This is a genomic window from Staphylococcus sp. GDY8P67P (assembly GCF_017892545.1).
Lineage (GTDB): Bacteria > Bacillota > Bacilli > Staphylococcales > Staphylococcaceae > Staphylococcus > Staphylococcus ureilyticus.
The window spans coordinates 124,614-150,392 of sequence record NZ_JAESLH010000006.1 but is presented as its reverse complement, the minus strand read 5'-3'; the positions used below and the strand labels follow the sequence as shown (position 1 = coordinate 150,392).

Here is a 25,779-nt window from a genome sequence, read left to right as displayed (position 1 = left end):
TTAATTGAAATAGAAAATCGAATATAGAATGGAGAATGAAAAAGGTGAATCGTTCTAACGAATATAATAAAAAGAAAATGGGGTTGCCCGCAAAAGTATTTTTGTGGTTTTTGGGTTTATTGTTAATTTTAGCAATTTTAGCCGTTGTGTATTTAGGTTTTAAAATATTTTCTGTCGGTGGTGCAATACATAATCCATTGGATAGGGATAAGTCATCTTTGAGGGAAAAAGAAGCCAACCTTAATAATGGAGATCCATTTACGATTGCTTTATTTGGTGTAGATTCAGATGCCAAAAGAGCTGCTAATGGCGGAGGACAGCGTAGTGATACGATTATGGTATTGTCTATCAACCCAGAGAAGAAATCTACTGAAATTGTGAGTATACCTAGAGATACTCAAGCAGATATCGTAGGTAAAGGTACAACTGAAAAAATAAATCATGCATACGCGTATGGTGGTCCTGACATGGCAGTGAAATCAGTAGAAAAACTATTGAATGTGCCGATAGATCACTATGCAACGATAGACATGGATGGAATGAAAGATATGATAGATACTGTTGGAGGTATTGATGTCACTAGTAACGCTACCTTCTCATATGATGGATTCCAATTTAATGAAGGACAAAAGTCTCGAATGGATGGAAAAGAAGCAATGGCGTTTATAAGAAGTCGTAAAGAAGAAGGTGCTGGTGGCGACTTTGGAAGACAAGAACGTCAACAATTAGTTATACAAGGTCTTGCCAACAAATTGACAAGTATCAGTTCAGTAACGCATTTTAACTCGTTGATGAATCACGTTGAAGATAATGTAAAAACTGATTTGACTTTAGGTGAGTTGAACAAAGTTAGAGGTAATTATAAAGATGCAAATGATAATGTTCACCGCCATCAATTAGAAGGTCAAGGTGGCATACAAGATGATGGTCTATATTATTTTGTACCTAGCCAAAGTTCATTATCTGAAATAGAAAGCGATATAAAAGATAATTTAGGTATCTAATTTAATAAATACACGCAACCACTGTATTGGTTGCGTGTATTTTATTTTTGTCACTAAAATAATAATTTTCAGAGAGAATATTTAACACTATAAATTAAAACTTATATTAAACAGTTAAAAATCAGTGGAAAGCCTTAACATTTTATTGATTTACATATACAATATAAATAACATTACCAAAAAGTGTGGGGCTTTTAAGATGGAATGTTGTCAGACATCTTTGATTCATAAACACGGGCTTTATAAAATTAATAGGGGTGAATAATATGCAAGAACATTTAATTATTACATTAGATGGCAAAGATTATCTTGTGGAACCCGGCACAAATTTACTACAATTTATTAAATCACAAGATACGTTTGTACCTTCTATATGTTATAACGAATCGCTTGGTCCAATTGAAACTTGTGATACGTGTACAGTAGAAATAGACGGTGTGATGCAACGTGCTTGTAGTACGACGATAGATAGACCAATGATTGTAAATACACAAAATGATAATGTACAAACAAGTCAAAAAGAAGCATTAGATCGTATTTTAGAAAAACACATGCTTTATTGTACAGTATGTGATTATAACAATGGTGATTGTGAGATTCATAATACAATGGATCAGTGGGGTCTCGAACATCAAACATATGAATATAAGGAAAAACCATATGAAAAAGACTATGGACCTTTCTATCGTTACGACCCAGACCAATGTATTCTTTGTGGAAGATGTGTGGAAGTGTGTCAAGACGTCCAAGTCAATGAAACTTTAACGATTGATTGGGAACGTCAACAACCACGCGTGATTTGGGATAATGATACAACAATTAACGATTCATCATGTGTTGGTTGTGGTCAATGTGCAACTGTATGTCCTTGTAACGCTATGTTAGAAGTAAACATGGAAGGAAACGCAGGCTATATGACAGATTTAGAGCCAGGTTCACTTGCTGCGATGATTGACTTAACTAAAAAAGCAGAACCAGGCTATGGCCCACTATTTGCAGTATCTGATTCTGAAGCGGCGATGCGTGAAGAACGCATCGAAAAAACTAAGACTGTATGTACATATTGCGGTGTTGGTTGTTCCTTTGACGTATGGACAAAAGGAAGAGAAGTATTGAAAGTTCAACCTCAACACGAATCTCCAGCCAACAAAATTGCAACTTGTGTGAAAGGTAAGTTTGGTTGGGATTACATTGATTCAGAGGAAAGATTAACTAAACCATTAGTACGTAAAAATAATCAATTCGAAGAAGTAGAGTGGGATGAAGCATTACAAGTAATTTCTGAAAACTTTAACAAAGTAAAAGCTTCTCACGGATCTGATGGTCTAGCATTTATTTCTTCTTCAAAAGCAACTAATGAAGAATCATATTTAATGCAAAAGCTTGCGAGACAAGTAATTGGTACGAATAATGTCGATAACTGTTCTCGTTACTGTCAAGCACCTGCGACAAAGGGATTATTTAGAACTGTAGGTCATGGTGGTGATTCAGGTTCAATCAACGATCTTGAAATTGCTGATATGGTTGTTTTAATAGGCACAAATACTGCTGAAGCACATCCAGTCATTGCTTCTCGCATTAAGCGTGGACATAAATTATATAACAACACATTAAATGTTTTTGATATTCGTAAACATGAAATGGCAGAAAGAGCTGACAACTTCTATCAACCTAAACCTGGTACTGACTTAGTTTGGTTATCAGCGGTGACAAAATATATTATAGATAATGACTTGCATGATAAAGCATTTGTAGATGAATGGGTAAATGGCTTCGATGAATATCATAAGTCTTTAGCACCATTTACGATGGAATTTGCCGAAGATACAACAGGTATTTCAAAAGAAGCACTCATAGATTTTGCACATCAAATGGTTAATGCTGAAACAGTGTCAATTGCGTGGGCTATGGGTGTCACACAACAAGATATTGGTAGTGACACGTCTACAGCAATTTCTAACTTATTATTAGCAACAGGCAATTATAGAAAACCAGGTACTGGTGCATATCCGCTTCGTGGTCACAACAACGTACAAGGATGTAGTGACATGGGTAGCATGCCTGATCAATTCCCTGGTTACCAAAAAGTAGCAGACGATGAAATTCGTGCAAAATTTGAAAGAGAATATGGTGAAACATTACCGAGTGTTCCTGGTAAAGATAATCACCAAATGATGGAAGGTATTCACGCAGGTGAAATTGACGCATTGTATTTATATGGTGAAGATACAGGTATTGTTGATTCAAATATCAACTATGTACAAGCTGCACTAGAAAAAGTTGGTTTTTTAGTCGTACAAGATGAGTTTTTCACTTTCACTGCTTCATATGCAGATGTAGTTTTACCAGCATGTCCTTCACTAGAGAAAACAGGTACATTTACGAATACTGAACGCCGTATCCAACGTTTATATCAAGCCCTTGAACCTAAAGGCGAATCTAAACCAGATTGGGTCATTATTCAAGATGTAGCTAGAACACTAGGTTATGATTGGAATTACACGCACCCAAGTCAAATTATGGACGAAATTGCTAAACTGACACCATCATATTCGGGCGTGAACTATGACAGATTAGATGGTTACAATAGTTTACAATGGCCTGTGGCTGAAGATGGCACGGATCAACCAACATTGTATTTAGATGGATTTAACTTTGAAGATGGTAAAGCGAATTTCTATCCTTTAACTTTCGATAATTTCTTTAAAGTGAATGAAAAATATGATTTACATGTAAATAACGGTCGTTTATTAGAGCATTTCCATGAAGGAAACATGACTTATAAAGTACCAGGTCTTGCATATAAAGTCCCTCAACCATTCGTAGAAGTATCTCCAGAACTAGCACAAGAAAGAGATATTCATGAAGGGGCAGAAGTTAAGTTGATTTCAGATAGTGGTGAAGCTGAACTAATTGCACATGTCACTGATAGAGTAAAAGGCAAAGAAATTTATATTCCACTTAATAACAATGCAATGATAAATGGTGATCAAGGTGCGATTAACTTATTGACGAACAGTGATGTGGATAAAGATACAGACACACCTTCTTATAAGCGTACAAGTTGTCGTATGGAAGTTAAAACACGTAGAGGAAAATCACCATTAAACCCTACAAACTTCCGAGTAGATAAACAAAGACAACCACAATATAGCGTACGTGTTGAAGACAAATGGAAACGTGATGATTACACTTTCCCAGGAAGTCAGGTGAATAAATAATGGCTGAGAGAATAACGAAAATTAAGCGCATGCAAAAGTCTGAAGAACAAATCAAACAAGAAAGTTTAGCAGAAGTAACAGATGCAATTGCAGCAAATAAAGATAGTATCATGAAAGCTATTAACATTATTAGCACGTTGGACGATGCTAAGATACTAGATGCAGTATCAGGTATGGTCAATAGTCGAGGTGTTATCGCTAATAAATTCGCAGTTGAATTAAACAAAGAACAATACACAGGATTGATTACAAATATGGCATCACTTGTTTTCCTTTTAGGTGATTTGAATGTCAATGACTTGAGCATTATGTTAAATAAAGTAAATAAAGGATTAAGTGTTGCAAATCAAGCTAGTCCAAACCAAAAAACATCTATCACTGGCTTAATGAGTGTACTGAGAGATGACGAAATGAATCGTAGTTTAACTTATATGTTAAATATGCTCAGAGGCATGTCTAGATCATAAAATGAAGTGTATATATTGATGAAAAAAGCCCTTATTGTGAATTTTTATTCACATGAGGGCTTTTTTGCTATGATAAATGACATATTGAAAATTAAGTAAATATGATACAATTTCAATAAACAGAATGATTTACTTAGAATATGATTACAAGGAGTGGAGTCTTATCAATCCGAAATTAATTAAAATCATGGCTATTATTTCAAATGTATTTTTAGTCATTGGTATTATATTTTTAATCACTTTAAATATTGCGATGGCGATTACAATGTTTGTTGTTTCATTGGCAATTAGCTTAGTGATTTTCAACACATTGTTTAGAAATCGAAAAGGCATGCGTATTGCAATTAATGTTTCCTTTATAATTGTACTTATTGCGATTATTTTTGCCTATTTCACATTGACTCAATAAAATGCAATGCAGGGAGATTTTAAAATATGAACGAGCGTGTTAAGCAACGTATACCGTTGATATTATTAATATTAATTATTGTTATATTTGCTATTTTATTAATAATAAATGAAACATCTTTATTTGAAAAACAAAGAACACATACCTTTAATGAAGCGGTAGATAAGCAAGTAAGTTCAGACGCATTAAATATGAAAGAACAGGAAGGTAAATTCATTAAAGCTACTACTACAGATGTGAAAAAAGCAATGGAGGTTAATAGTGATCAAGATGATTTAAACCATATGGATATTTCTGAAAAGGTATCTATGTCTGAAGCTGAAATAAATAAAATTTTAAAAAATAAAGGTGTATTAAAAGGGAAAGGTAAAACTTTTCTAGAAGCACAAGATAAGTATGAGGTTAATGTTTTATATTTAGTGAGTCATGCCTTAGTTGAAACAGGTAATGGTAAATCGGAATTAGCTAAAGGCATTAAAGATAAAGGTGAAAGGTATTATAATTTTTTTGGTATAGGTGCATTTGATGAAAATGCTGTACATACTGGTAGTAGTTTTGTAAAGAAACAATCGTGGACATCACCTGAAAAAGCAATTATGGGTGGGGCCCAATTTGTAAGAAAAAATTACTTTGATAATAAACAAATCTCACTTTATCAAATGAGATGGAATCCTAAGACACCAGGTGAACATCAATATGCAAGCGATGTGGATTGGGATGATAATATCGCTTGGTTTATGAAACATTTTTATAAAAATTTAGGCATTAAAAAAGATGACATTAACAAAGATTATTACTTGTAGTTGGATTATAGAGTATTGCAATCGCAATTTTTACAAGCTTTATTTAAGTTTTGTTATGTTATGATACAAATGTGAATATAATATTAAAAGATTAGGGAAAGTTGGAGTGAATAAAGATGAAAATAGCCATCGTTGGTGCAGGTATAGGTGGTTTAACTGCAGCAGCTTTATTAATAGAGCAAGGTCATGATGTAAGTGTATTTGAAAAAGAGGATACAGTATCTGAATTAGGTGCTGGTATTGGCATTGGTGGTAATGTCATTGAGAAATTGAATGGTCATGATTTGGCAAAAGGACTTAAAAACATTGGACAAGTCATCGATATGATGGAAGTTCGAGATGATAAAGACAAACTATTATCAAAACTTAAGTTGAAAAAAAATACAGTTAATTTAACGATGTCACGTCAAAGTTTATTAGAAGTGATTAAATCATATGTACCGGATAGTGCAATTTTCACCAATCATAATGTGACAGGAATTGAAAATGGGGATTTGAAAGTAACCTTACAATTTTCCGAGCAAACTTCACAATCATTTGATTTATGTATCAGCGCTGATGGTATCCATTCAAACATAAGGCAAGCAATAGTGCCAAATAGTAAGCCAATTTATCAAGGATACGCAGTATTCAGAGGCTTAGTTGATGATATTGATTTAAAAGATAACAATGTTGCTAAAGAGTTTTGGTCTACAAAAGGTAGAGTGGGCATTGTACCATTATTAAATAACCAAGCTTATTGGTTTATTTCAATTTCTGCCAAAGCCCATGATTCTAAGGTTCATGCTTTTGCGAAGCCACATTTACAGGCAAGATTTAATCATTTTCCTAATGAAGTCAGACAAATATTAGATAAGCAAAGTGAAACAGATATATTATTACATGATATGTATGATTTAAACCCATTGAAATCGTTTGTTTATCAACGTGTTGTACTTCTAGGTGATGCTGCACATGCAATGACGCCAAACATGGGGCAAGGTGCTGGCCAAGCGATGGAAGATGCTATTGTTTTAGCGAATTGTATGCAATCATATGATTTTGATTTAGCCTTAGAACGCTATAATAAATTGCGTGTAAAACATACAAAAAAAATAGTGAAACGTTCTAGAAAAATAGGAAAAACTGCTCAAAGAACAAATAAATTCGTCGTGAAAGCGAGAAATAAAATTGCTAAAATTTTACCTGATCGATTACTTTCAAATCAGACAAAATTTATTTATAAGTCGAAAGCAAAGTAAAACATATACATTGGCCAAAGCCTCAACATCACAAAACGTGTAAATGTAATTCGGAAAAATTATATTTACACGCTTTTTAATATCAAAATGTACTATTATTAGATAACTTTTCTAAGGTAATAATCTAGTTTGTTATTTTCAGTGATTCAATTATGTCAGCTAGAACGATCCGCTAACATAAAAATATTTTAAATTTTTATTGAATCATCAACTTTGCTAATAGAAAAAACACTTTCGTACTGTTCATTTTAAATGAATTCTACGAAAGTGTTTTTATTTTAATCCCATTGATATAGGGCAATTTATATTTGATTTAATAAAAATTGATGTTTAAACATGAGTTAAAAATAAGTGATGTCGCTGCATTGTTATTTTGTTAAATTATCAATGATTAATTAACGACAAATTTAGGTTCATCACCATTAAGTTTACTTATTGTGTCATTTGCTACAATTTTTGACATCATATCACGTGATTCAAACGTAGCATTACCAATGTGTGGCGTAATGACAACATTCTCTAATGATTTCAGTTCATCATTAATTTCAGGTTCAAATTCAAACACATCTAATGCTGCACCTTCGATGTCTTTATTTTTTAATGCTTCTACTAGAGAGGCTTCATTTACGATAGGGCCTCGAGCTGCATTAATAAGATAACTTGTTGGTTTCATTGACTTGAATTGTTCTGTGTCAAAGAGATGGTGTAAATCTGGATTATATGCAGCATTAATTGTAATGAAATCTGAGTGCTGTATGAGTGTGTCAAAATCAACATATTTAGCACCAATTTCACGTTCTTTATCAACTTTTTGATGAGGACCTGTGTATAGTACATTCATATCAAATGCTTTGGCACGTTTTGCCACTGCACTTCCAATTTCTCCTAAACCAATAATACCTATTGTTTTACCAGAAACTTCTCTACCACGGAAGAATAATGGTGCCCATCCGTCAAATCCAGTTGTACGACATAATTTATCGCCTTCAGGGATGCGTCTTGCAACTGCCAATACAAGTGCGAAAGTTAATTCGGCAGTAGAGTTTGTTGATGCTTTTGGTGTATTGGTTACATCAATTTGCTTTTGACGTGCATGTTTAATATCTACATTATTGAAACCAGCACCATAGTTTGTGATGATTTTTAAGTTTGAGCCTGCATCAATCACATCTTTATCAACATTAGTAGATAGAAGACTGATTAAAGCGTCGGCATCTTTAACACCTTGAATCAATGTTTCTTTATCAATAATTCCTTTACCTTCATACATATCAACTTCATAACCTTGTTCTTTTAGCAAGTTATACCCTACTTCTGGTATTGGGCCTGCAATAAATACTTTTACCATATATAATCACTTCCTTTACTTAAAGTATAGTAAATTTCATATAAGTAAACAAACTTTTACATTGCTCTCAATTCAAACAAAGTAAATATCACTTGTGATTATCATTGTAGCGTTATATAAGCTTTTTATTTTAGTAGATACTGTACTAAATTTAAAAATTACGTTAACCAACGATTTTTAAACCAACAATTGCTAAAACAATGACAACAATAAAGAAAATACGCTTGATATTTTTAGATTCATTATAGATAAGCATGCCTGCTAGTGTGCCTCCACCTGTACCTATACCGCTCCATACTGCATAAGCCGTTCCCATAGGTATGCCCATTGTCATTGCTAGTTTAAGTGTACTAAAACTACAAATAAAGGCAACTGCTAAAAGCACTACGAACAGTTTCTTTTTAGTACGAGCAATTTCATTTAGAATAATGACACCAACAACTTCTAGTAAACCTGCCATAAATAGTATCATCCATGCCATTATTGTTCAGCCTCCTCTGTAGTTAATTTAAGACCGATAATTCCTATAACAAGTAAGATAACTAATGCTATTTTCATAATGTTAAAATGATCACCGAAAAATATCATATCAACCAGTACTGTTCCAATAGCACCAATACCTACAAATACAGCATAAACAGTACCAACAGGTAATGACTTACAAGCTGAAATGACTAAATAGAAACTTAAAATTAAGATAATAATCGTACCGGTCCAACTCAAAAATGAATCAGCAGAGTTTAACCCAGTAACCCATAATATTTCTATAATCCCTGCCAAGATAACTTTAAACCACTGCATTTGCTTTAACCTCCTTTTTACATGAAACGCTACTATTTTCTCAAACTTTTAATTAGCCTGCAATATGTAAGCCTTAATTCAATATAAAAGGGTCTGGTATATACAGTACTTTGACAAGTGAAAAGTCAATTTTTATTGAAATCATATAGAAATTGCCTTTTTAAATATGGTTTTAGTTATAATTAGCTCATTGAGTCGCTACTTTTCTTTTATTAAATACCATTAATATAAAGAAATAATGATTATAATAGGACAATTGTTTTAGGATTTACTCTAAAATGATTTATTGGTTTATAAAAAGGCGGTTGATTTTGTGAGAGTCACATCATTCAGCTACGATCATTAAGCAATTTTTCTATTTTACGACTAGAGAATGATATTATGTGTACATATATATAGTGATTTTTAACCTCTTGTTAGTATGATATCGCACCACAAGATGTTTAAATGCATCGAATACATTTTCAGGGATTGTTTTATCGATTTCATTCATTAATATGTCGTGGCATATCATTTGTGAGAAAATGAACTGAAGTTTCCATTGGTAGTGTTTGTAGAGTCAAGTTATAATCTTATACATATATCGCTCGTTAATTTAATAGTGGCTATTAAATGATACGCATAAATCTTATTTTTTGAATGACAAAATATAAGTTGTATCGATTTTGTTATGTACTAACGCCCGTGGGAATCCGTATGAGTGAGAGACGACAGGCTCGCACAATCCCCCTAGTCAACTACGCACAGTCAAAATCGTAAAATTTTAAATATAAAGAGGACCAATCCATATTAAGGATTGGTCCTCTTATTTTAAGAATGGGGATTTATGTCCCAGACGCTTATATAAGTTACTACTTGTTATTAAAAACAGATTGTTATTGACATTTTTAATATAAATAACTGTATTTATCATACGCATAAAATCATGAAATAAGTATAAGACCTTATGTTTTGTATGACTCCCAATCGTGATGACTTAATGACAATATTAATTTAAGTGAATATAGTTATATGAACTAGCTTCACCAGCTGAAATTGTACGTTCACTTACTGAGAATGGTCCACCATTATAGTTCATTTCAGAAACATTAACCGAACCATCACTGTTTACATTTTCAACATATGCTACATGGCCCATGCTACCTTCACTAGATTGTAAGATAGAACCTGCTTCTGGAGAATTATTAACTGTATATCCTGCTGAAGATGCTGCAGATGCCCAATTATTTGCATTTCCCCATGTAGAGCCGATTTGACCACCTGTTTTATCAAATACATACCATGTACATTGTCCAGCAGTGTACAAGTTTGCACTTGATCCTGATGTAGCTTGAGTAGTGTTTTGGTTAGCTTGAGTAGATTGTTCAGCTGCGTTTGCTTCATTTCCGTGATCTAAACCTACAATTGCTGCGCCGATACCTGCTGTTAATGTTGTTGCTGTTACTATTTTTTTCATAATAAAAAAGTCCTCCCAAAATTTAATTCATCTATTATTTTAATAAAATTTATTTTTATAATTACTGCGTTAGTTTCAACGACAATTTATACAATAACAGAAGATTATCACTTTGTGTGGAATGTTACGTATTTGTAAAACAATTAAAAAGACCTCACATATTGTTGTAATAAACAACACGTGAGGTTACAAAAGCAAATATTGTTGTAATATAGTATAAATTGCACAAGTATAAGGTTTAACACGATTATCAACACATATACTAAATTTGTATATTACAGAAGGTGTAAAGAATCACAAAATTTTGATATAAATTATTTGAAAAATCTAATAGATAACGGAGGTAAATAATCTTCGCCATTATATGCTTTTACGGCTGCTACTATTGTAAAAATAAAATTTAAAATTGCGAAAATAGGAAATAAAATAAAGCCTATGAGAATAAACATCAAAATAGTTGAAACGGTTAGCCAGATAACATATGAAATTAGAAAATTAAAATAGTTTTTACCAGCTCTATCAACAAATGCAGAATCTTCACGTTTAATAAGCCAAATGACTAGTGGCGCTAAAAATGTAGTGAAAAAACTAAGTACATAAATTAATGTAGCCATCAATCTTGCATCACTATTAGGTTCTTGATTTAATACTTCACGATTTGCGTAATCTTCAGTCATTATTATTCCTCCTTTTAATTTACTATTACTATAACAAAACCCAAAATGAGTTGTACATTATTTGAAAAATTTTATAAAAAGCCTGTTTACCAAGTGGCGATATTGTTAAAATATAGAAATGCACTTAAGTACCTTTAAATTGAGAAAATTAGATAGGTTGTATACCAGTGTTTATCATTTTTCTTAATAGGTTATACATGAGAGTAATGTTTAATACGAAAAAATTCAATGTTTAAAGAAAGAAGGGTGTTTATGAAGATAGCTATTGTAGGATCAGGTAATGGTGCTGTTACTGCAGCACTTGATATGGTTAATAAAGGACATGAAGTCAAGTTATATTGTAGAAATCAGTCTATAGATAAATTTGACAAAGCCATTGAACAAGGTGGATTTACATTTAATAATGAAGGTGAAGAAACCTTCGTAAAATTTACTGACATAAGTGATGATATGGAATACGTGCTTGAAGGTGCTGATGTTATACAAGTTGTGATACCATCATCATTTATTGAACATTATGCGCACACAATGGCGCCATTTATCAAAGCGAATCAGTTAATTTTCTTTAATATTGCTGCTGCAATGGGATCAATACGTTTTATGAATGTGTTAGAAGATATGCATATTGATGTAATGCCTAAGTTTGCAGAAGTAAATACATTAACTTATGGTACGCGTGTCGATTTTGAAGCAGCACGTGTCGATTTATCTTTAAATGTTAGAAAAGTACATTTTTCAACATATGATAAAGAAGAGTTAAGTGATAGCTTTGATACAATTGAGCAGTTATATCCTCATATTGTAAAAGAAGAAAGCTTATGGAAAACAAATTTAGAAAATGGTAATCCTGAAGTTCATCCAGGACCAACATTATTAAATGTAGGAAGAATAGATTATGCTGATGAATTTGCGTTGTATGAAGAGGGAATCACAAAACATACTGTGCGTTTATTACATGCAGTAGAGTTAGAGAGACTAACACTAGGGCGAAAATTAGGATTTGAGTTATCTTCTGCAAAAGAAGCTCGAATTGAACGTGGTTATCTAGAAAGACAAGATGAAGATGAACCACTCAATCGTTTGTTTAATACGAGTCCTGTATTTTCTCAAATTAAAGGACCTAATCATGTAAAAAATCGTTATTTAACAGAAGATATTGCATATGGTTTAGTGCTTTGGTCAAGTTTAGGAAGAGAAATTGATGTGCCAACACCTAACATTGATGCGATTATCATTATTGCATCAACAATTTTAGAACGTGACTTCTTTGAAGAAGGATTAACGATAGATGAGTTAGGAAAAGATAAGTTAGGATTGTACTAATTATAATATTCATTCATATAAATAAGGGGAAATGTGTATGAAAAGACAACCAACTTTTTTAGAATCTATTTCAACAATCATTGTGATGATTATTATTGTAATAACTGGTTTTGTTGTGTTTGATATTCCAATTCAAGCATTACTTATTCTTTCTTCAGCTTATGCTGCAATTATTGCGAGACGCGTAGGTTTAAAATGGAAAGATTTAGAAGAAGGGATTACTAATCGTTTAGCGACTGCTATGCCAGCGATATATATTATATTATCTGTAGGTATTATTGTGGGTACTTGGATGTATTCGGGAACAGTGCCCGCACTGATTTATTATGGCTTAGAATTTTTAAATCCTAATTTGTTTTTAGTATCCGCATTTATTATTTGTGCAATTACATCAGTTGCTACTGGTACTGCGTGGGGGTCAGCATCTACAGCAGGCATAGCGCTGATGGCGATAAGTACACAATTAAATATTCCAGCTGGTATGGCAGCAGGTGCGATTATTGCAGGTGCAGTTTTTGGTGATAAGATGTCACCACTATCAGACACGACTAATTTAGCAGCACTAGTTACTAAGGTGAATATCTTCTCGCATATAAGAGCGATGATATGGACAACGGTTCCAGCGTCTATCATCGGATTAATTGTGTGGTATTTTGCCGGTTTACAATTTAAAGGTAATGCGAATACTTCACAAGTTAATGCGATGCTTAAGGAACTATCAACGATTTATAACATTAACTTTTTCGTATGGTTACCGTTAATCATTATTATTGTATGCTTGTTGTTTAAAATTTCAACAGTGCCATCGATGTTAATCTCTAGTGTCAGTGCGATTGTTATCGGTGCATTTAATAATGGTTTTAAAGTGACAGATGGCTTTAAAGCAACATTTGATGGTTTTAATAAAAGTATGGTACCAAATTTACATGGCTCATTATCCGAAAAAGCGATTAATTTAATAGAACAGGGCGGTATGATGAGTATGACAGAAATTGTAGTCACGATCTTTTGTGGCTATGCTTTTGCTGGTATTGTGGAAAAAGCAGGATGTTTAGATGTAATCTTGAAGAAAATATCTAGTAATATTAATTCTGTAGGGACTTTAATTCTTGCTACAGTTGTAGGTGGATTAATGATGGTGTTAGCTGCAGGCGTTGCTTCTGTAGTGATAATCATGGTTGGTGTATTAATGATGGATATGTATAATAAAATGGGCTTGGATCGCTCAAATCTATCTAGAACATTGGAAGATTCAGGTACAATGATTATACCATTGATACCTTGGGGAACATCTGGTATTTATTATACCCAACAATTAGGCGTTTCTGTCGATCAATTCTTTATTTGGGCTGTGCCGTGTTATTTATGTGTCTTCTTTGCAATATTTTATGGATTTAGTGGTATTGGCATCAAGAAAGCTAAAGTTAGCGAAGAATAAAAGTAACATAGTATCATTGTGATAATAAATTAAGAAAAAGTAGTAATGTATTCAAGTTGCAAACTTGTTTATATTACTACTTTTTTAGTTAGATTTAAGTGGAATTATTAATAATATGTTTATGAGATAGCTAATTCGGCTAAACAAAACTATGGATGAGGTGGTTCCGTATTGAATTTAGTAATTATTGTAGCGATATTACTTTATGTTATAGGAATACATCAATATTTCAATATAGGTAAAGATTTTAAATATCCTTCTATTATCTATTTTATAGTCGGTTTTATATTGTATATTGTAGCGATGGTACAGTATAAAGCCGATTTATGTTAACAATACACAAATGGTATATGTATAGTTATACTTGCATAAACCATAATTTAAATGGTTTTAATTCTCTAAATTAAATTAATCTATGATGGTAGTCATGTTATTTTTACAATGATACAAGTGAGTATTATATTGCTAATTTTAGATATAAGCTGATGCATCATTGAAGATTTATCACTTTAAAAGTGTACATAAAAGATGATTAGAATTGATAAAAGTACCAAATGGTGACCTAAGTTCCAGTCATCTAAGATGATATGAAACATACTAAGATCGCTTCAAAACTAATCTTAGTATGTTTTTTAATATTTTAAAGCGTATGTGTTGATGATCGTTGATGTAGCTGGATTGTGATAAAATACAGGTTTCCAACTTAGTAATTATACACACTATATAAATTTCATATAACTTCTAAGTCCGTATCACTTTGCAAAATCGCTAATATTGGTATGTATTAGAAAAAACAATACTAATTAAATATATCTAGAATAATTGTAAGTGATATTATCCAGTTAAAAGCTAAAAGTGAAATAAAAAAGCAGCAATTTCTATATCGTTTCAATAGAAATTGCTGCTTGATTATGTCTAGCTATTTTTATGTGCTAACATTTAGTGAATGTAGTTATAGCTTGAAGCTTGGCTAGCTGAAATTGTACGTGAAGTAACAACACCAGGACCTTGACCATAGTTCATTTCAGATACACGGATTGAACCGTCGCTGTTTACACTTTCAACATATGCTACGTGTCCCATAGCACCAGTTGAAGATTGTAAGATTGAACCTTGTGAAGGTGAATTGTTTACTGTGTAACCTGAAGCAGCTGCAGCGCTTGCCCAGTTGTTAGCGTTACCCCAAGTTGAACCGATTTTACCACCGACTTTATCAAATACATAATAAGTACATTGGCCAGAAGTATATAGGTTGTTAGAAGAACCTGAAGTGCTAGAAATAGAACTTGATGAACTTGATGGCGCGCTTGTTGTAGTTACTTTGATGTTACGGTCTGAAGTTGAATTTGAAGCAGCTCCACCGCCACCAGTTGTATTATTATTAGCTGTATATGATTGAGTAGCGTTACCATATGTAGAACCATAATTACTGCTTTGACTATTACTTGCATAGCCATTGTTATTTGAATGAGCTTGGTCTGCTTGGCTTGGATTCCAATTACCTTGCCAAGTGTAGTGGTAATTACCTTGTTGATCTATTGTATATGAATAGCTATAAGAAGTTGGGTCATTAGGGTTATAACCATTATTATTTTCAGCAGCATCTGCTTCGTTTTGTGCAAATGCGAAAGTAGCGATTCCTGCAGTAGCGATTGTAGCTGTAGCGATTTTTTTCATTGTAAAATATCCTCCTAATAATTATAAAGCATTTAATTTATTATCTCAGTCTCTAAATGACAATAGTTTAAAACATTTTTTTTCGTTGTTTTTTAACGACAAGCAATACTTTATCAGATAATGGTCGGTTTGTGTGCAATGTTATCATTTTGTAATTTAACTCTAATAATTAATCGTTAGATGTAACAAATAACATTAGTTTTATATAGTTCTCAGCGCCCATTGTTATCACATTTTAATGATTTCATGTGTAATCTTGCACTCTAATTTATTACAAATCTGTAAAATAACAGAAAATTACAAATGCTAACAAATGCTAAAATTTAGTTATTTAAATAATATATTATTTTCTAAAGTTAGAGATTATTTATTTTTTGAAAGAATTGAGAGTAATTTATACAAATACGGCTGTAATGTTCATGAGCAATGCTATTGACAGTTTATTTGAAAGGTTTTAAGATAATGAGTATAAAAAATATACTTGGTAAGCGAGGTGAATTAATGAAAATTGAGATTGGCTTAACATCATTTGCTGATAATAGTGAAATTTTCACCGATAAAGGTAAAACATCTGCAATTAGCAATGCTCAGAGAATAAGAAATATCATAGAAGAGATTGAAATTGCAGATGACTATGGTCTTGATGTTTATGGGTTAGGAGAGCATCATCGACCTGATTATGCCGTTTCTGATCCTGTTACAGTCTTAGCTGCAGCGTCTAGAAATACAAAGCAAATTAAATTGAGTAGTGCTGTAACTGTGCTATCCTCAGATGATCCTGTAAGAGTTTATGAAAGGTTCTCAACATTAAATGCAATTTCAAATGGTCGTGCCGAAATAATGGTAGGAAGAGGTTCATTTATAGAATCATTTCCACTATTTGGGTATAACTTAAATGATTATGAACAATTATTTAATGAAAAGATTGAATTATTAATGCAAATTAATCAAAATGAAATTGTAAATTGGACCGGTCAACTGAGACCCAATATACAAAATTTAGGTGTCTATCCTAGAGTTGAGCATGGTATTTTACCTATTTCTATAGCTACAGGTGGAACACCTGAATCTTCATTGAAAGCAGGAGCATTAGGATTACCCATCACTTATGCTATAATTGGCGGTGACCCCAAAAGATTCCGCAGAAATATTGATATGTATAAATCGATAGCCGAATCCTATGGTCATGATGTGAAAGAATTACCGATTGCTACGCATTCTTGGGGGTATATTGCTGAAACGGATGAACAAGCTTTTCGTGAATTTTTCCCTTCAGTAAAAGCAAGCCATGATGTATTAGCTAAGGAACGTGGCTGGCCACTATATGATGAAAATAGTTTCATTCGTGAAGCAGGCCCGAATGGTGCATTATATGTTGGAAGTCCGGAAACTGTGGCTAATAAAATTATTGAAACTGTTGAAACACTAGGTTTATCTCGCTTTATGTTGCATACACCTGTAGGTTCAATGCCACATGAGCATACAATAAACACCATTAAATTATTGGGTGAGCGGGTAAAACCTATTGTAGATAAATATTTTGAAAACAAATAGAAGGAGAGTAAAAATGATATTACGTTATTTAACAAATTTAAAATTAGCAAAAGAATTATATGGTGCAGCGAAACCAAAATTAAAAGGTGACAAATCTATGAAAGATACTTTTACTGAAGTATTTAATTTACCTGCAAATGCAGTACCTTTAGCTGGTGCTTTAGAATCATTAAGTGCAGTATTTTTCGTGCTAAGCTTTGCAAGTAAAAGATTATCACGTATTGCTTCGTTAATGACGATTACTGTGCTAGGTGTAGCAGCGTATAAACACTTTGAAGCTGGACATGGTAAAGCAGGTGCAAAACATGCACTTGATTTAACAGGATTAGCAGCGCTTAGCTTATTAGATACGTTAGATTGTAAAAAGAAATAATTATTTATTAAGGTATCGTCTAGATATCAATATGATAAAGTGTTTCTTTTTAAATAAAGAATAATAAGAAATGAAAATTAACACAACTTGGGACTTTAATAAATGTCTCAAGTTGTTTTTTTATACAGATTTTTTATGAGGAAATTACTTGTAAATAGTGATAATTGAAACATTTCGTTTTAAAAACGATATTACACTTTGAAAATGATAATTTGATATTTATGTGTTTATAATGAGAGAGTGCTACAACATAGCTCCATGACATTAGGCAGTTTGTTTGGTTAATATAGTTGTTTGGTTGACATATATAACAATGCTTATTATTAGATATGCCGAAGTATTTTTAGTTGGTTTTAGTGATCTTCAATTTATTAAATTAAAAGCAAATGCTAATAATTTTAAAAATTTATATAAGCTATTAGTGAATTTTTAGTAACAAAAAGGATATATGTAGCACTAAATTTTAATAATAAAAAGTGATATTAAAAAAATAGTAGTAAAACCTAATATTTTTCATAGTAAGCCATATTGAATTCAATAGCATAAATAGGATAAAATTATATTACATAAAGACAGGCACACATTGAAATATATTAACAACATGAAAAAACATAAGGAGTGGTTTTATGGAAAAATTAAAAGAATTAAGTGAACTAAACGAATTAATAACTTTGTATCAAAAAGGGAAACAGTTTTTCAAAGAAACTAAGAAATATCACAAATTAAATTATGAAGAAATATTTATTTTGAATTATATACATGAGTGTCAATCTTATGAGGTTACCGCAAAAGAAATTGCGCAATATTCAGAGTTAAAACCGTACTACTTAACGAAAGCATTGCAAAAATTAATTAAAATGGGTTATTTGAGTAAAAAGAGAAGTGATATTGACGAACGTACAGTTGTTGTATATATAAATGAAACACAACGTCAGAAAATTGAACATATGATAAAAACATTACAAGACTACCTAAAGTAACTCACTTTTGAAAATGAGTCGTGTTACATATATAAAAAAACGAATATTCTGAAAAGTGTAATTTTATTTTATTAATTATATATTGAACCAAAATATTATTTGAGTAAAACATTAAATGTGATATACTAATATTTGTTAAATGAAAGCGCATACAAATATTAGAAGGGTGTTTTTATGAATTTACTTTTAGGGGTTATATTTTTAGGTATTGTTTTATGTTTGTTTACACTTTTTACAAGTAAGGCACCAAATGGTGGAAAAGCAATGGGAGCGCTAGCAAATGCTGCAATTGCTTCTTTTTTAGTCGAAGCCTTTCATAAATATGTAGGTGGAGATTTAATGGGAATTCCATTTTTAGGCCAGTTAGGTGAAGCGGCAGGTGGCTTAGGCGGGGTTGCTGCTGCTGGTTTAGTTGCTTTAGCAATGGGCGTTTCTCCTGTATATGCATTTGTTATTGCCGTTGCATGCGGTAACATGGATTTACTACCAGGTTTTGTCGCAGGTTACATAGCCAGTTTTGGTATGAAATGGATAGAACAAAAATTTCCCGATGGTTTGGATTTAATAGGTTCAATTATTATCATTGCACCTATCACACGAATTATTGCAATTGGTGTAGCACCTGTTGTAGATGCGACATTATTGCAAATAGGTAATATCATTAAAGATTCGACAACTTCAAGCCCAGTACTAATGGGGATAGTGCTAGGGGGGATTATAACAGTTGTAGCAACTGCACCTTTAAGCTCAATGGCATTGACTGCGTTATTAGGACTTACAGGAACACCAATGGCAATTGGTGCATTGGCAGTTTTTGGATCATCGTTTATGAACTTTGTTTTGTTTAAACGAATGAAGTTCGGTGATCGTAAAACAACGATTTCTGTGGCTATTGAGCCGTTATCACAAGCAGATATCGTTACTGCCAATCCAATTCCTGTTTATGCTACAAATTTTGTAGGCGGTGCTGTATCGGGCGTTATTATTGCTATGTTTGGACTTGTTAATGAAGCAACAGGCACTGCAACGCCAATTGCAGGTTTAATGGTGATGTTTGGCTTTAATAATGCATTGACTGTGATTATCGTTGCATTATTATGTGCAATAGGAAGTGCTGTTTGTGGTTACTTAGGATCTATTGTGTTCAAAAATTATCCTATTATAACTAAAGATGAATTACAAAATGGTAGAATGCCTAAAAAGGTTAAGAATTATTATAAAAGAAAAAGACAGTATGCCGAAAGTTTAGCAATGTAGCTATTAAAGACAATGTTATAGGAATAAATGAAAACTTAAAAAGACTGGAACGTCCATATCAATATCAAGGCCCGTAACTACATTTTGAAATAATGTAGTTACGGGCCTTTTTGATACTCATATTTTATATTGAGTGCTGATTTTTTGTCACTGTGAGATTGAAAAGAAAACGCATCATAAATGTTCAGTACATACGACTAACTATTATATTAACTGTAAAAAATAAGTCGTTATGTATACATGTGTCAAGGTTAAAATTATAGATAAGCACATGGAGTTTTGGAAATCGATAAAACAGAAAATTTAAATAAGTGTCTATATGAAAATGATTTTGTTCTATTGTGATTTATGCTGTGGTTTTTGAAGTCATATATTGTGCTGAACGGTTTTCAACTTTAGAAAATAACAATTCTAGTACTATGGCAAGTAACCAATAAAATATTGCTGCTACACTATATACAGTTATAAAACAATAGCCTTCATTTGCAATAACATGACTAACTGCCATAATCTCAGTAACTTGTACTGCGAATGCTAGAGAAGTTCCTTTGATAAGCATTATAAATTGATTTTCAATATTGGGAAGCGCATAGCTGAATGCTTGCGGTAATATAATTTCTTTGTAAGTTCTAATTGTTGAAAGTCCTACAGTTTGAGCAGCTTCAATTTGATCGGTATCGACTGAAAGTAATCCCCCTTTAATAGATTCTGACAAATATGCAACAGCATGTAAGGAAAACACAATAAATGCAATAACTAATGGTGAGAAAATATCAGGATTAATTGTCAATGTAAATTGTGCATTACTCCAAATCACTAATTTTGGTATGCCATAATACATAATAAATAATTGGATAATAAGTGGTGTGCTTCTAAAAAAAGAATTATATATCACTATAATTTGAGAGAGAATTGGAACATTTTTAGTTTGAATAAAAGCAAATAGTGTGCCGATAATTAAACCTACGATCATTGCTACAATTGAAATAATAATTGTATTTGGTACACCCTTAAGCACTTCTGAAACAGTATAAAGTATAAATGACAAAGTATTACCTCCTTAGACACGATATGGTTTTTGGGCTCGTTTATTGATGAGTGCAAATATAGTTTGTATGATAAGAGCGATTATCCAGTAAATAATAGATATGACGACATAAACTTCTAACATACCTAGTCCATAGTTATTTCCAATAATTAATTTAACTTGTCCCATCATATCAATAATCCCAATTGTAAAAGCTAAAGATGTGTCTTTAATTAGTTCAATCACTTGTGTCGTCAAGTTTGGAATACTGTTGCGTAACGCTTGTGGAATTATAATATCTACTAAAATCCGTGGGTAAGATAAACCGACAGATAGTCCTGCTTCAATTTGGCTATAGTCTACTGATTGGTATCCTGCCCGTATAATCTCTGAAAGATAAGCACCCGTATGCAATGTGAACGCTAAAATCACAAAAAACAGTCTGCTAAAATGATTGATATCGATTTGGATGAATAATAATAATTGCGGCAAAGCAAAATATGCCAAAAAAAGTTGTAAAATTAAAGGTGTACTTCGAATAAAAGACAGATAAATACGGACGATAGGTGATAATACTTTTACTTTTTTGATACGGATGGTTGCTAATAAGCACCCAAGTATTAAGGCAAAAAAGAGTGACAATATAAAGATGAATAGTGTTATGGGTAATTGTTGTAAAACTTGGCCGAATAAATCACCCCAGTTAACAGAATTTGTCATGATTGTACCTCCAATTTATCTTTTTGCTTGTTTATTTCATCCAAATCATCAAATACATTGATATCAAAATATTTTTCAGAAAGTTTTTGTAATTCACCTTCATCTATCAGTTCTTGAGTAGCTTGATCAATATCGTCATGCAATTTTTGATGCTTTTTATTATAGACAATATGCAATGATTCTTTTTTTATAATTCCGCCAATTTTAACATCAGCATTGATTTGTTTTTGAATCGCATTGTAAGTGTTCCAGTTTAAAATCATGGCATCACGTCTGTTATTGCTAACCATTTTTAAATTGTCCCCGTTAGAAGGTTCTTGAATAGTATCGATATCAATTTTTGGAGAATGTGAATTATTATACTGAGATAATATAGAGTATAATCCGCCACTCGGTGCCATTGGTGTTAATTTTTTATCAGGTAAGTCATTGAGTGAATGTATATCAGAATTATTTTTATGAACAACAATTAAAGGCAATGCGTAACTATAAGGAACGTCTTGATAGAGAAATTGTTTTTCACGTTCAGGCGTTTTGAAAAACCAGTTAATTCCCATATCAAACTTTCCAGCACCAATACCTACAAGATTAGATTCTTCCTCGCCAACTTCATAGTTAAACTGATATTGCGGTAACTTTTTTTCTAATAGTTTTAGGTAGTCTATATCCAAACCGGCAAACTCATTTTGTTTATTTGTATACAAATAAGGCGGATTAACTTCTGCAGAAATTGCTACTTTGATTTCTTTTTTATTATTATGACTTGTGGATTCTTGTGTTTGACTACATCCACTAAATAACACCGTAATCAACAATGAAATGATTAAAATGCGTAACTTATTATTTTTCATAATAAGTCACGCTCCATTTCTACGGTGTTTAAAAAACGATTAATTCTTTTAGAATCAGAAGATTCTAAAACTGATTGTGGTGTACCTTGTTTCAATATTTTACCTTCATCTATAAATAGAATTTGATCTGCAATTGCTTTAGCAAATTGTATTTCATGAGTGACGATTACCATGGTCATGCCTTCTTGTGCAATAGATTTGATAAGTGACAATACGCCTTGAATTGATTCAGGATCTAACGCAGACGTAGGTTCATCTAATAGCAGTACTTCTGGATTAAGCGCTAAGGCACGTATGATTCCTATGCGTTGACTTTGACCACCAGATAGTTGTGAAGGATATTTATCTTTTTGGTTTAATAAATTAAAACGCTCTAAATAAGAAATGGCCATTTCATTTGCCTGTTTAGCAGGCATTTTTTTACCATGTATCAAGCCAACTGTAATGTTTTCAAGAATTGTTTTGTTTTTGAATAAATTATAGTTTTGAAACACCATCGCAGATTTCTTTCTTAACTGTGAAATATCTTTTTTTGAATGTTTATCGGCGACAAAATTTTGATTACCAATTTGAATTGTACCTGATTTTGGTATCGCTAACGCGTTCAATGTTCTAAGTAGCGTTGTTTTACCTGATCCACTTGGACCGATGATAGCAGTCACAGTTCCCTTATTTTGTGAAAAGCTAACGCCATTAAGAACAGTATGATTTTTATATTTATGTATTAAATGTTCAACTGTAATCATTTTAAACCCCCAGAATATCAATACGTACAAAGTATCACATTAATCCTTATCGGTAAAGTAAGATTTTGTAATCTAATAGCTTTTATTCGTTATAAGCGAGTGTTACACTAAGTTTAATAGAGAAAAGTCTAAAATGAGGTGGACACTGTGAATTATTCTGCATTAATACATACAGAGATACAAAAAAAGTGGATAGATAAATTTGATTCAATCAAAGCGCAGTTTAAAGAAAAAGCTGATTATAATGATAAACATTCAAGATTTCCATATGAAAATATTGATTGGTTGGTAAAAGAAGGTTATACGTTATTAACGTTACCTAAAGCATATGGTGGTGAGGGTGCGACTGTTGAAGATATGGTTGTACTACAGACATATTTAGGAGCAATAGATGGTGCGACTGCACTTTCAGTTGGCTGGCACCTTAGTGTTGTTGGGCAATTATATGAACAACATGCTTGGGAACAAGATATGCTAGAGCGCTTTGCAGTAGAAGTGAAAAAAGGTGCATTAGTTAACAGAGCTGTCAGTGAAGCCGAAACAGGTAGTCCTACTCGCGGCGCAAGACCTGCTACACATGCAATAAAAAAAGATAACGGTTTTGTGATTAATGGGGTCAAAACCTTTACTTCAATGAGTAAAAGATTAAGCCATTTTATTGTAAGTGCCTATTATGAAGAAATTGATACTGTTGGTTTTTTCTTGATATCTGAAGATACGCCTGGTGTGGAGATTGCAGACAATTGGAATATGGTAGGCATGCGTGCAACTGAAAGTCACGATTTGATTTTAAATGATGTTTTCATTCCAGAAGAAAATTTTGTAGAAATAAGAGGTGCGGGTGGCAAGCAACCTAATGGCTGGATACTACATATCCCTAGTACATATCTAGGTATTGCACAAGCGGCGAGAGATTATGCCGTAGATTTTGCAAAAAATTATAGTCCTGCAAGTATTGATGGTGTGATTGGCGATATTTCAACTGTACAGCAAAATGTTGGTAAAATGGAATCATTACTATTGTCTGCACGCCACTTTTTATGGAGTACTGCAGCGTTATACAACCAACAACAAGAGATACCGATTTGGAATGAAACTTCAGCAAGTAAAGTGTTGGTGATGAATCAAGGTTTAGAAGTAATAGATATTGCCATGCGTATTGTGGGCGCTAAGAGTCTAGAAATGGAACGACCATTGCAACGTTATTATAGAGATATGCGAGCTGGTCTGCATAATCCGCCGATGGAAGACATGGCTAATGCCAATATAGCCAAGTCAGTACTGGGTTTCTTCGATTAGAAAGTGTGTATTGATACCATTTTGATACCATTTTCATTTCAGTCATTAAAATATTTCATCGCATCATGTTTTTTACTCGTGTAAAAATGAGTGTACGTGTCTACAGTTTCTGTTATACTTGAATGGCGTAGTAAATCTCTTAACACATAAATGTCACACCCTTTATCAGCTAAGTAACTTGCGTAAGAATGACGCAATCCATGCGAAGTGATATTGGGGAAAACGGCTTTGACGATTCTTGAAAAGTGTGCGTAGTCGGGTGGGCGGTAACCACCGAATACAAACATTTCATCGTTGAAGCCTTTTATTTTTGTCTGACTTTCTTCATATTTTCTTTCTAACAATTCAACCAATACATTTGGCATAGGTAATAATGCAACAGATGAACTTGTTTTAGGATAATCGGCCATTTTACGTGCTGTAATATCCCAAGTCTTAGAAACAGACGCTTCTTTTTTTCGTAAATCTATGTCTGTCCACAACATGCCCATAGCTTCACCAATTCTTGTACCGGTATAGAACATGAACGTCAAAATATCTTTATAATTTGGATTTTCGATTTGTTTTAGTTTTTCGTGAAACTCCTCTCTACTCACGAAATTCACTTTTGTTTTCACTCTTGGTATTGCCTTAACACCTAAACACGGATTAGAAGCTAATTTATAATAAGTCATAGCATAAGTGATTACTGCTTTGAATGTGGTCCAAATTGTTCTAGCAGTATTGATTGATTTGCAGGTTTCAACTAAATATGTTCTAAATTCTAAACATTGAGATTGTGTTATTTTGCCAACGGTTTGATCACCAAAAAATGGTTTAATGTGGTTTTTATAATCGTATTTTTTTCTTCGGATTGTTCGTTCTCTTAAATCAATGTTTCTTAAATAATCATAAAAGACTTCTTCAAATGTTTTATTATCACTATATCCATCTTTAGCTTGTCGTATAAATTGACTTTCAGCTAACTTAGCGTCTTTTTTCTTCGCAAATCCTCTTTTCACTTTTCTTTTGTTCTTGCCGAAAGTATCTTTATAACGTACAGAAAAGTAATATTTGTTTGTTTTGTTATCTTTATACACTGGCATTGTTCCATTCCTCCTAAAAAAA

General features: G+C 32.5%; 25 protein-coding genes. 14 read left to right on the top strand and 11 right to left on the bottom strand.

Annotated elements, in window-relative coordinates; translation table 11 throughout:
• The first annotated feature begins 77 nt into the window (after positions 1-77).
• The 6 genes from KA833_RS03245 to KA833_RS03220 all read left to right on the top strand — a co-directional run bounded on the left by KA833_RS03245 (position 78) and on the right by KA833_RS03220 (position 7,145).
• Entirely contained in the window at positions 78-1,004 is a 927-nt protein-coding gene (locus tag KA833_RS03245) for an LCP family glycopolymer transferase (protein ID WP_169926881.1), read from the top strand.
• 266 nt (positions 1,005-1,270) lie between these two features.
• Positions 1,271-4,225 carry a formate dehydrogenase subunit alpha gene (gene fdhF, locus KA833_RS03240; protein WP_075100115.1) on the top strand — a complete coding sequence of 985 codons (2,955 nt, stop codon included), beginning with the start codon at positions 1,271-1,273 and terminating at the stop codon, positions 4,223-4,225.
• A complete protein-coding gene (locus KA833_RS03235; RefSeq protein WP_019468329.1) occupies positions 4,225-4,692 on the top strand; it encodes a helical membrane plugin domain-containing protein in 468 nt (155 codons plus the stop codon). The genes fdhF and KA833_RS03235 overlap by 1 nt, the downstream gene beginning before the upstream one ends.
• Before the next feature lie 124 nt (positions 4,693-4,816).
• Positions 4,817-5,101, top strand: coding sequence for a hypothetical protein (locus KA833_RS03230; RefSeq protein WP_071560236.1), 285 nt, complete (start codon positions 4,817-4,819; stop codon positions 5,099-5,101).
• 26 nt (positions 5,102-5,127) lie between these two features.
• Positions 5,128-5,904 carry an N-acetylglucosaminidase gene (locus KA833_RS03225; RefSeq protein WP_210139523.1) on the top strand — a complete coding sequence of 259 codons (777 nt, stop codon included), beginning with the start codon at positions 5,128-5,130 and terminating at the stop codon, positions 5,902-5,904.
• Between the two features lie 116 nt (positions 5,905-6,020).
• Positions 6,021-7,145, top strand: coding sequence for an FAD-dependent monooxygenase (locus KA833_RS03220; protein ID WP_046208477.1), 1,125 nt, complete (start codon positions 6,021-6,023; stop codon positions 7,143-7,145).
• A gap of 391 nt (positions 7,146-7,536) precedes the next feature.
• Here KA833_RS03220 and KA833_RS03215 read toward each other — a convergent pair whose 3' ends face one another.
• From KA833_RS03215 to KA833_RS03195, 5 genes are all read right to left on the bottom strand, one after another.
• Positions 7,537-8,493: a 2-hydroxyacid dehydrogenase family protein gene (locus KA833_RS03215; protein WP_046208476.1), complete on the bottom strand. Its 957-nt coding sequence runs from the start codon at positions 8,491-8,493 to the stop codon at positions 7,537-7,539.
• A 163-nt stretch (positions 8,494-8,656) separates the two neighbouring features.
• A complete protein-coding gene (locus tag KA833_RS03210) occupies positions 8,657-8,974 on the bottom strand; it encodes a DMT family transporter (RefSeq protein ID WP_046208475.1) in 318 nt (105 codons plus the stop codon).
• Positions 8,974-9,294 carry a DMT family transporter gene (locus tag KA833_RS03205; RefSeq protein ID WP_107365489.1) on the bottom strand — a complete coding sequence of 107 codons (321 nt, stop codon included), beginning with the start codon at positions 9,292-9,294 and terminating at the stop codon, positions 8,974-8,976. Before KA833_RS03205 ends, KA833_RS03210 begins: the two co-directional genes overlap by 1 nt.
• A 988-nt stretch (positions 9,295-10,282) precedes the next feature.
• A complete protein-coding gene (locus KA833_RS03200; RefSeq protein ID WP_046208473.1) occupies positions 10,283-10,750 on the bottom strand; it encodes a CHAP domain-containing protein in 468 nt (155 codons plus the stop codon).
• Between the two features lie 314 nt (positions 10,751-11,064).
• Positions 11,065-11,427, bottom strand: a complete 363-nt coding sequence (locus KA833_RS03195; RefSeq protein WP_046208472.1) for a DUF4870 domain-containing protein — start codon at positions 11,425-11,427, stop codon at positions 11,065-11,067.
• Positions 11,428-11,679: 252 nt separating this feature from the next.
• Here KA833_RS03195 and KA833_RS03190 point away from each other — a divergent pair, with 252 nt between their 5' ends.
• The 3 genes from KA833_RS03190 to KA833_RS03180 all read left to right on the top strand — a co-directional run bounded on the left by KA833_RS03190 (position 11,680) and on the right by KA833_RS03180 (position 14,521).
• On the top strand, positions 11,680-12,750 hold the full coding sequence (locus KA833_RS03190) for an NAD/NADP-dependent octopine/nopaline dehydrogenase family protein (RefSeq protein ID WP_064209363.1): 1,071 nt from the start codon (positions 11,680-11,682) through the stop codon (positions 12,748-12,750).
• A gap of 37 nt (positions 12,751-12,787) precedes the next feature.
• On the top strand, positions 12,788-14,188 hold the full coding sequence (gene nhaC / locus KA833_RS03185; RefSeq protein ID WP_210128020.1) for a Na+/H+ antiporter NhaC: 1,401 nt from the start codon (positions 12,788-12,790) through the stop codon (positions 14,186-14,188).
• Positions 14,189-14,359: 171 nt separating this feature from the next.
• A complete protein-coding gene (locus KA833_RS03180; protein WP_155390677.1) occupies positions 14,360-14,521 on the top strand; it encodes a hypothetical protein in 162 nt (53 codons plus the stop codon).
• 606 nt (positions 14,522-15,127) lie between these two features.
• Here the strand turns inward: KA833_RS03180 and KA833_RS03175 are convergent.
• Complete coding sequence (locus tag KA833_RS03175; protein WP_070657898.1) at positions 15,128-15,865, bottom strand: CHAP domain-containing protein; 738 nt, start codon at positions 15,863-15,865, stop codon at positions 15,128-15,130.
• A gap of 501 nt (positions 15,866-16,366) precedes the next feature.
• On the opposite strand from KA833_RS03175, the gene KA833_RS03170 reads away from it, so the two are divergent.
• The 4 genes from KA833_RS03170 (at position 16,367) to KA833_RS03155 (ending at position 20,029) form a co-directional block, all read left to right on the top strand.
• The gene (locus KA833_RS03170; RefSeq protein WP_046208726.1) at positions 16,367-17,419 is read left to right on the top strand and encodes an LLM class flavin-dependent oxidoreductase; all 1,053 of its coding nucleotides are present in this window, start codon (positions 16,367-16,369) and stop codon (positions 17,417-17,419) included.
• A gap of 13 nt (positions 17,420-17,432) precedes the next feature.
• Positions 17,433-17,792, top strand: coding sequence for a DoxX family protein (locus KA833_RS03165; protein ID WP_046208468.1), 360 nt, complete (start codon positions 17,433-17,435; stop codon positions 17,790-17,792).
• A gap of 626 nt (positions 17,793-18,418) precedes the next feature.
• Complete coding sequence (locus KA833_RS03160; protein ID WP_046208467.1) at positions 18,419-18,772, top strand: transcriptional regulator, SarA/Rot family; 354 nt, start codon at positions 18,419-18,421, stop codon at positions 18,770-18,772.
• Positions 18,773-18,946: 174 nt separating this feature from the next.
• On the top strand, positions 18,947-20,029 hold the full coding sequence (locus tag KA833_RS03155) for a PTS sugar transporter subunit IIC (RefSeq protein ID WP_046208466.1): 1,083 nt from the start codon (positions 18,947-18,949) through the stop codon (positions 20,027-20,029).
• Positions 20,030-20,375: 346 nt separating this feature from the next.
• Here KA833_RS03155 and KA833_RS03150 read toward each other — a convergent pair whose 3' ends face one another.
• The 4 genes from KA833_RS03150 to KA833_RS03135 are packed head-to-tail and all read right to left on the bottom strand — an operon-like array spanning position 20,376 to position 23,373.
• Positions 20,376-21,077, bottom strand: a complete 702-nt coding sequence (locus KA833_RS03150; RefSeq protein ID WP_210139521.1) for an amino acid ABC transporter permease — start codon at positions 21,075-21,077, stop codon at positions 20,376-20,378.
• 12 nt (positions 21,078-21,089) lie between these two features.
• Positions 21,090-21,776, bottom strand: a complete 687-nt coding sequence (locus tag KA833_RS03145; protein WP_046208464.1) for an amino acid ABC transporter permease — start codon at positions 21,774-21,776, stop codon at positions 21,090-21,092.
• A complete protein-coding gene (locus KA833_RS03140; protein ID WP_107525429.1) occupies positions 21,773-22,627 on the bottom strand; it encodes an amino acid ABC transporter substrate-binding protein in 855 nt (284 codons plus the stop codon). Before KA833_RS03140 ends, KA833_RS03145 begins: the two co-directional genes overlap by 4 nt.
• On the bottom strand, positions 22,624-23,373 hold the full coding sequence (locus KA833_RS03135) for an amino acid ABC transporter ATP-binding protein (protein WP_046208462.1): 750 nt from the start codon (positions 23,371-23,373) through the stop codon (positions 22,624-22,626). The genes KA833_RS03140 and KA833_RS03135 overlap by 4 nt, the downstream gene beginning before the upstream one ends.
• Positions 23,374-23,520: 147 nt before the next feature.
• Between KA833_RS03135 and KA833_RS03130 the strand changes: the two genes are divergently transcribed.
• Positions 23,521-24,672, top strand: coding sequence for an acyl-CoA dehydrogenase family protein (locus KA833_RS03130; RefSeq protein ID WP_210139519.1), 1,152 nt, complete (start codon positions 23,521-23,523; stop codon positions 24,670-24,672).
• Positions 24,673-24,710: 38 nt separating this feature from the next.
• Here the strand turns inward: KA833_RS03130 and KA833_RS03125 are convergent, their stop codons facing one another.
• Positions 24,711-25,757 (bottom strand): site-specific integrase, encoded by a 1,047-nt coding sequence (locus KA833_RS03125; protein WP_210139517.1) that lies wholly within the window; start codon positions 25,755-25,757, stop codon positions 24,711-24,713.
• Positions 25,758-25,779 lie beyond the last annotated feature (22 nt).

Coding starts and splice junctions, on each gene's coding strand:
- KA833_RS03140 (WP_107525429.1), bottom strand. CDS start 22,627: ATGAAAAATAATAAGTTACGCATTTTAATCATTTCATTGTTGATTACG.
- KA833_RS03225 (WP_210139523.1), top strand. CDS start 5,128: ATGAACGAGCGTGTTAAGCAACGTATACCGTTGATATTATTAATATTA.
- KA833_RS03200 (WP_046208473.1), bottom strand. CDS start 10,750: ATGAAAAAAATAGTAACAGCAACAACATTAACAGCAGGTATCGGCGCA.
- KA833_RS03205 (WP_107365489.1), bottom strand. CDS start 9,294: ATGCAGTGGTTTAAAGTTATCTTGGCAGGGATTATAGAAATATTATGG.
- KA833_RS03165 (WP_046208468.1), top strand. CDS start 17,433: ATGATATTACGTTATTTAACAAATTTAAAATTAGCAAAAGAATTATAT.
- KA833_RS03145 (WP_046208464.1), bottom strand. CDS start 21,776: ATGACAAATTCTGTTAACTGGGGTGATTTATTCGGCCAAGTTTTACAA.
- KA833_RS03170 (WP_046208726.1), top strand. CDS start 16,367: ATGAAAATTGAGATTGGCTTAACATCATTTGCTGATAATAGTGAAATT.
- KA833_RS03210 (WP_046208475.1), bottom strand. CDS start 8,974: ATGGCATGGATGATACTATTTATGGCAGGTTTACTAGAAGTTGTTGGT.
- KA833_RS03135 (WP_046208462.1), bottom strand. CDS start 23,373: ATGATTACAGTTGAACATTTAATACATAAATATAAAAATCATACTGTT.
- KA833_RS03235 (WP_019468329.1), top strand. CDS start 4,225: ATGGCTGAGAGAATAACGAAAATTAAGCGCATGCAAAAGTCTGAAGAA.
- nhaC (WP_210128020.1), top strand. CDS start 12,788: ATGAAAAGACAACCAACTTTTTTAGAATCTATTTCAACAATCATTGTG.
- KA833_RS03245 (WP_169926881.1), top strand. CDS start 78: ATGGGGTTGCCCGCAAAAGTATTTTTGTGGTTTTTGGGTTTATTGTTA.
- KA833_RS03195 (WP_046208472.1), bottom strand. CDS start 11,427: ATGACTGAAGATTACGCAAATCGTGAAGTATTAAATCAAGAACCTAAT.
- KA833_RS03220 (WP_046208477.1), top strand. CDS start 6,021: ATGAAAATAGCCATCGTTGGTGCAGGTATAGGTGGTTTAACTGCAGCA.
- KA833_RS03190 (WP_064209363.1), top strand. CDS start 11,680: ATGAAGATAGCTATTGTAGGATCAGGTAATGGTGCTGTTACTGCAGCA.
- fdhF (WP_075100115.1), top strand. CDS start 1,271: ATGCAAGAACATTTAATTATTACATTAGATGGCAAAGATTATCTTGTG.
- KA833_RS03155 (WP_046208466.1), top strand. CDS start 18,947: ATGAATTTACTTTTAGGGGTTATATTTTTAGGTATTGTTTTATGTTTG.
- KA833_RS03230 (WP_071560236.1), top strand. CDS start 4,817: ATGATTTACTTAGAATATGATTACAAGGAGTGGAGTCTTATCAATCCG.
- KA833_RS03175 (WP_070657898.1), bottom strand. CDS start 15,865: ATGAAAAAAATCGCTACAGCTACAATCGCTACTGCAGGAATCGCTACT.
- KA833_RS03125 (WP_210139517.1), bottom strand. CDS start 25,757: ATGCCAGTGTATAAAGATAACAAAACAAACAAATATTACTTTTCTGTA.
- KA833_RS03215 (WP_046208476.1), bottom strand. CDS start 8,493: ATGGTAAAAGTATTTATTGCAGGCCCAATACCAGAAGTAGGGTATAAC.
- KA833_RS03160 (WP_046208467.1), top strand. CDS start 18,419: ATGGAAAAATTAAAAGAATTAAGTGAACTAAACGAATTAATAACTTTG.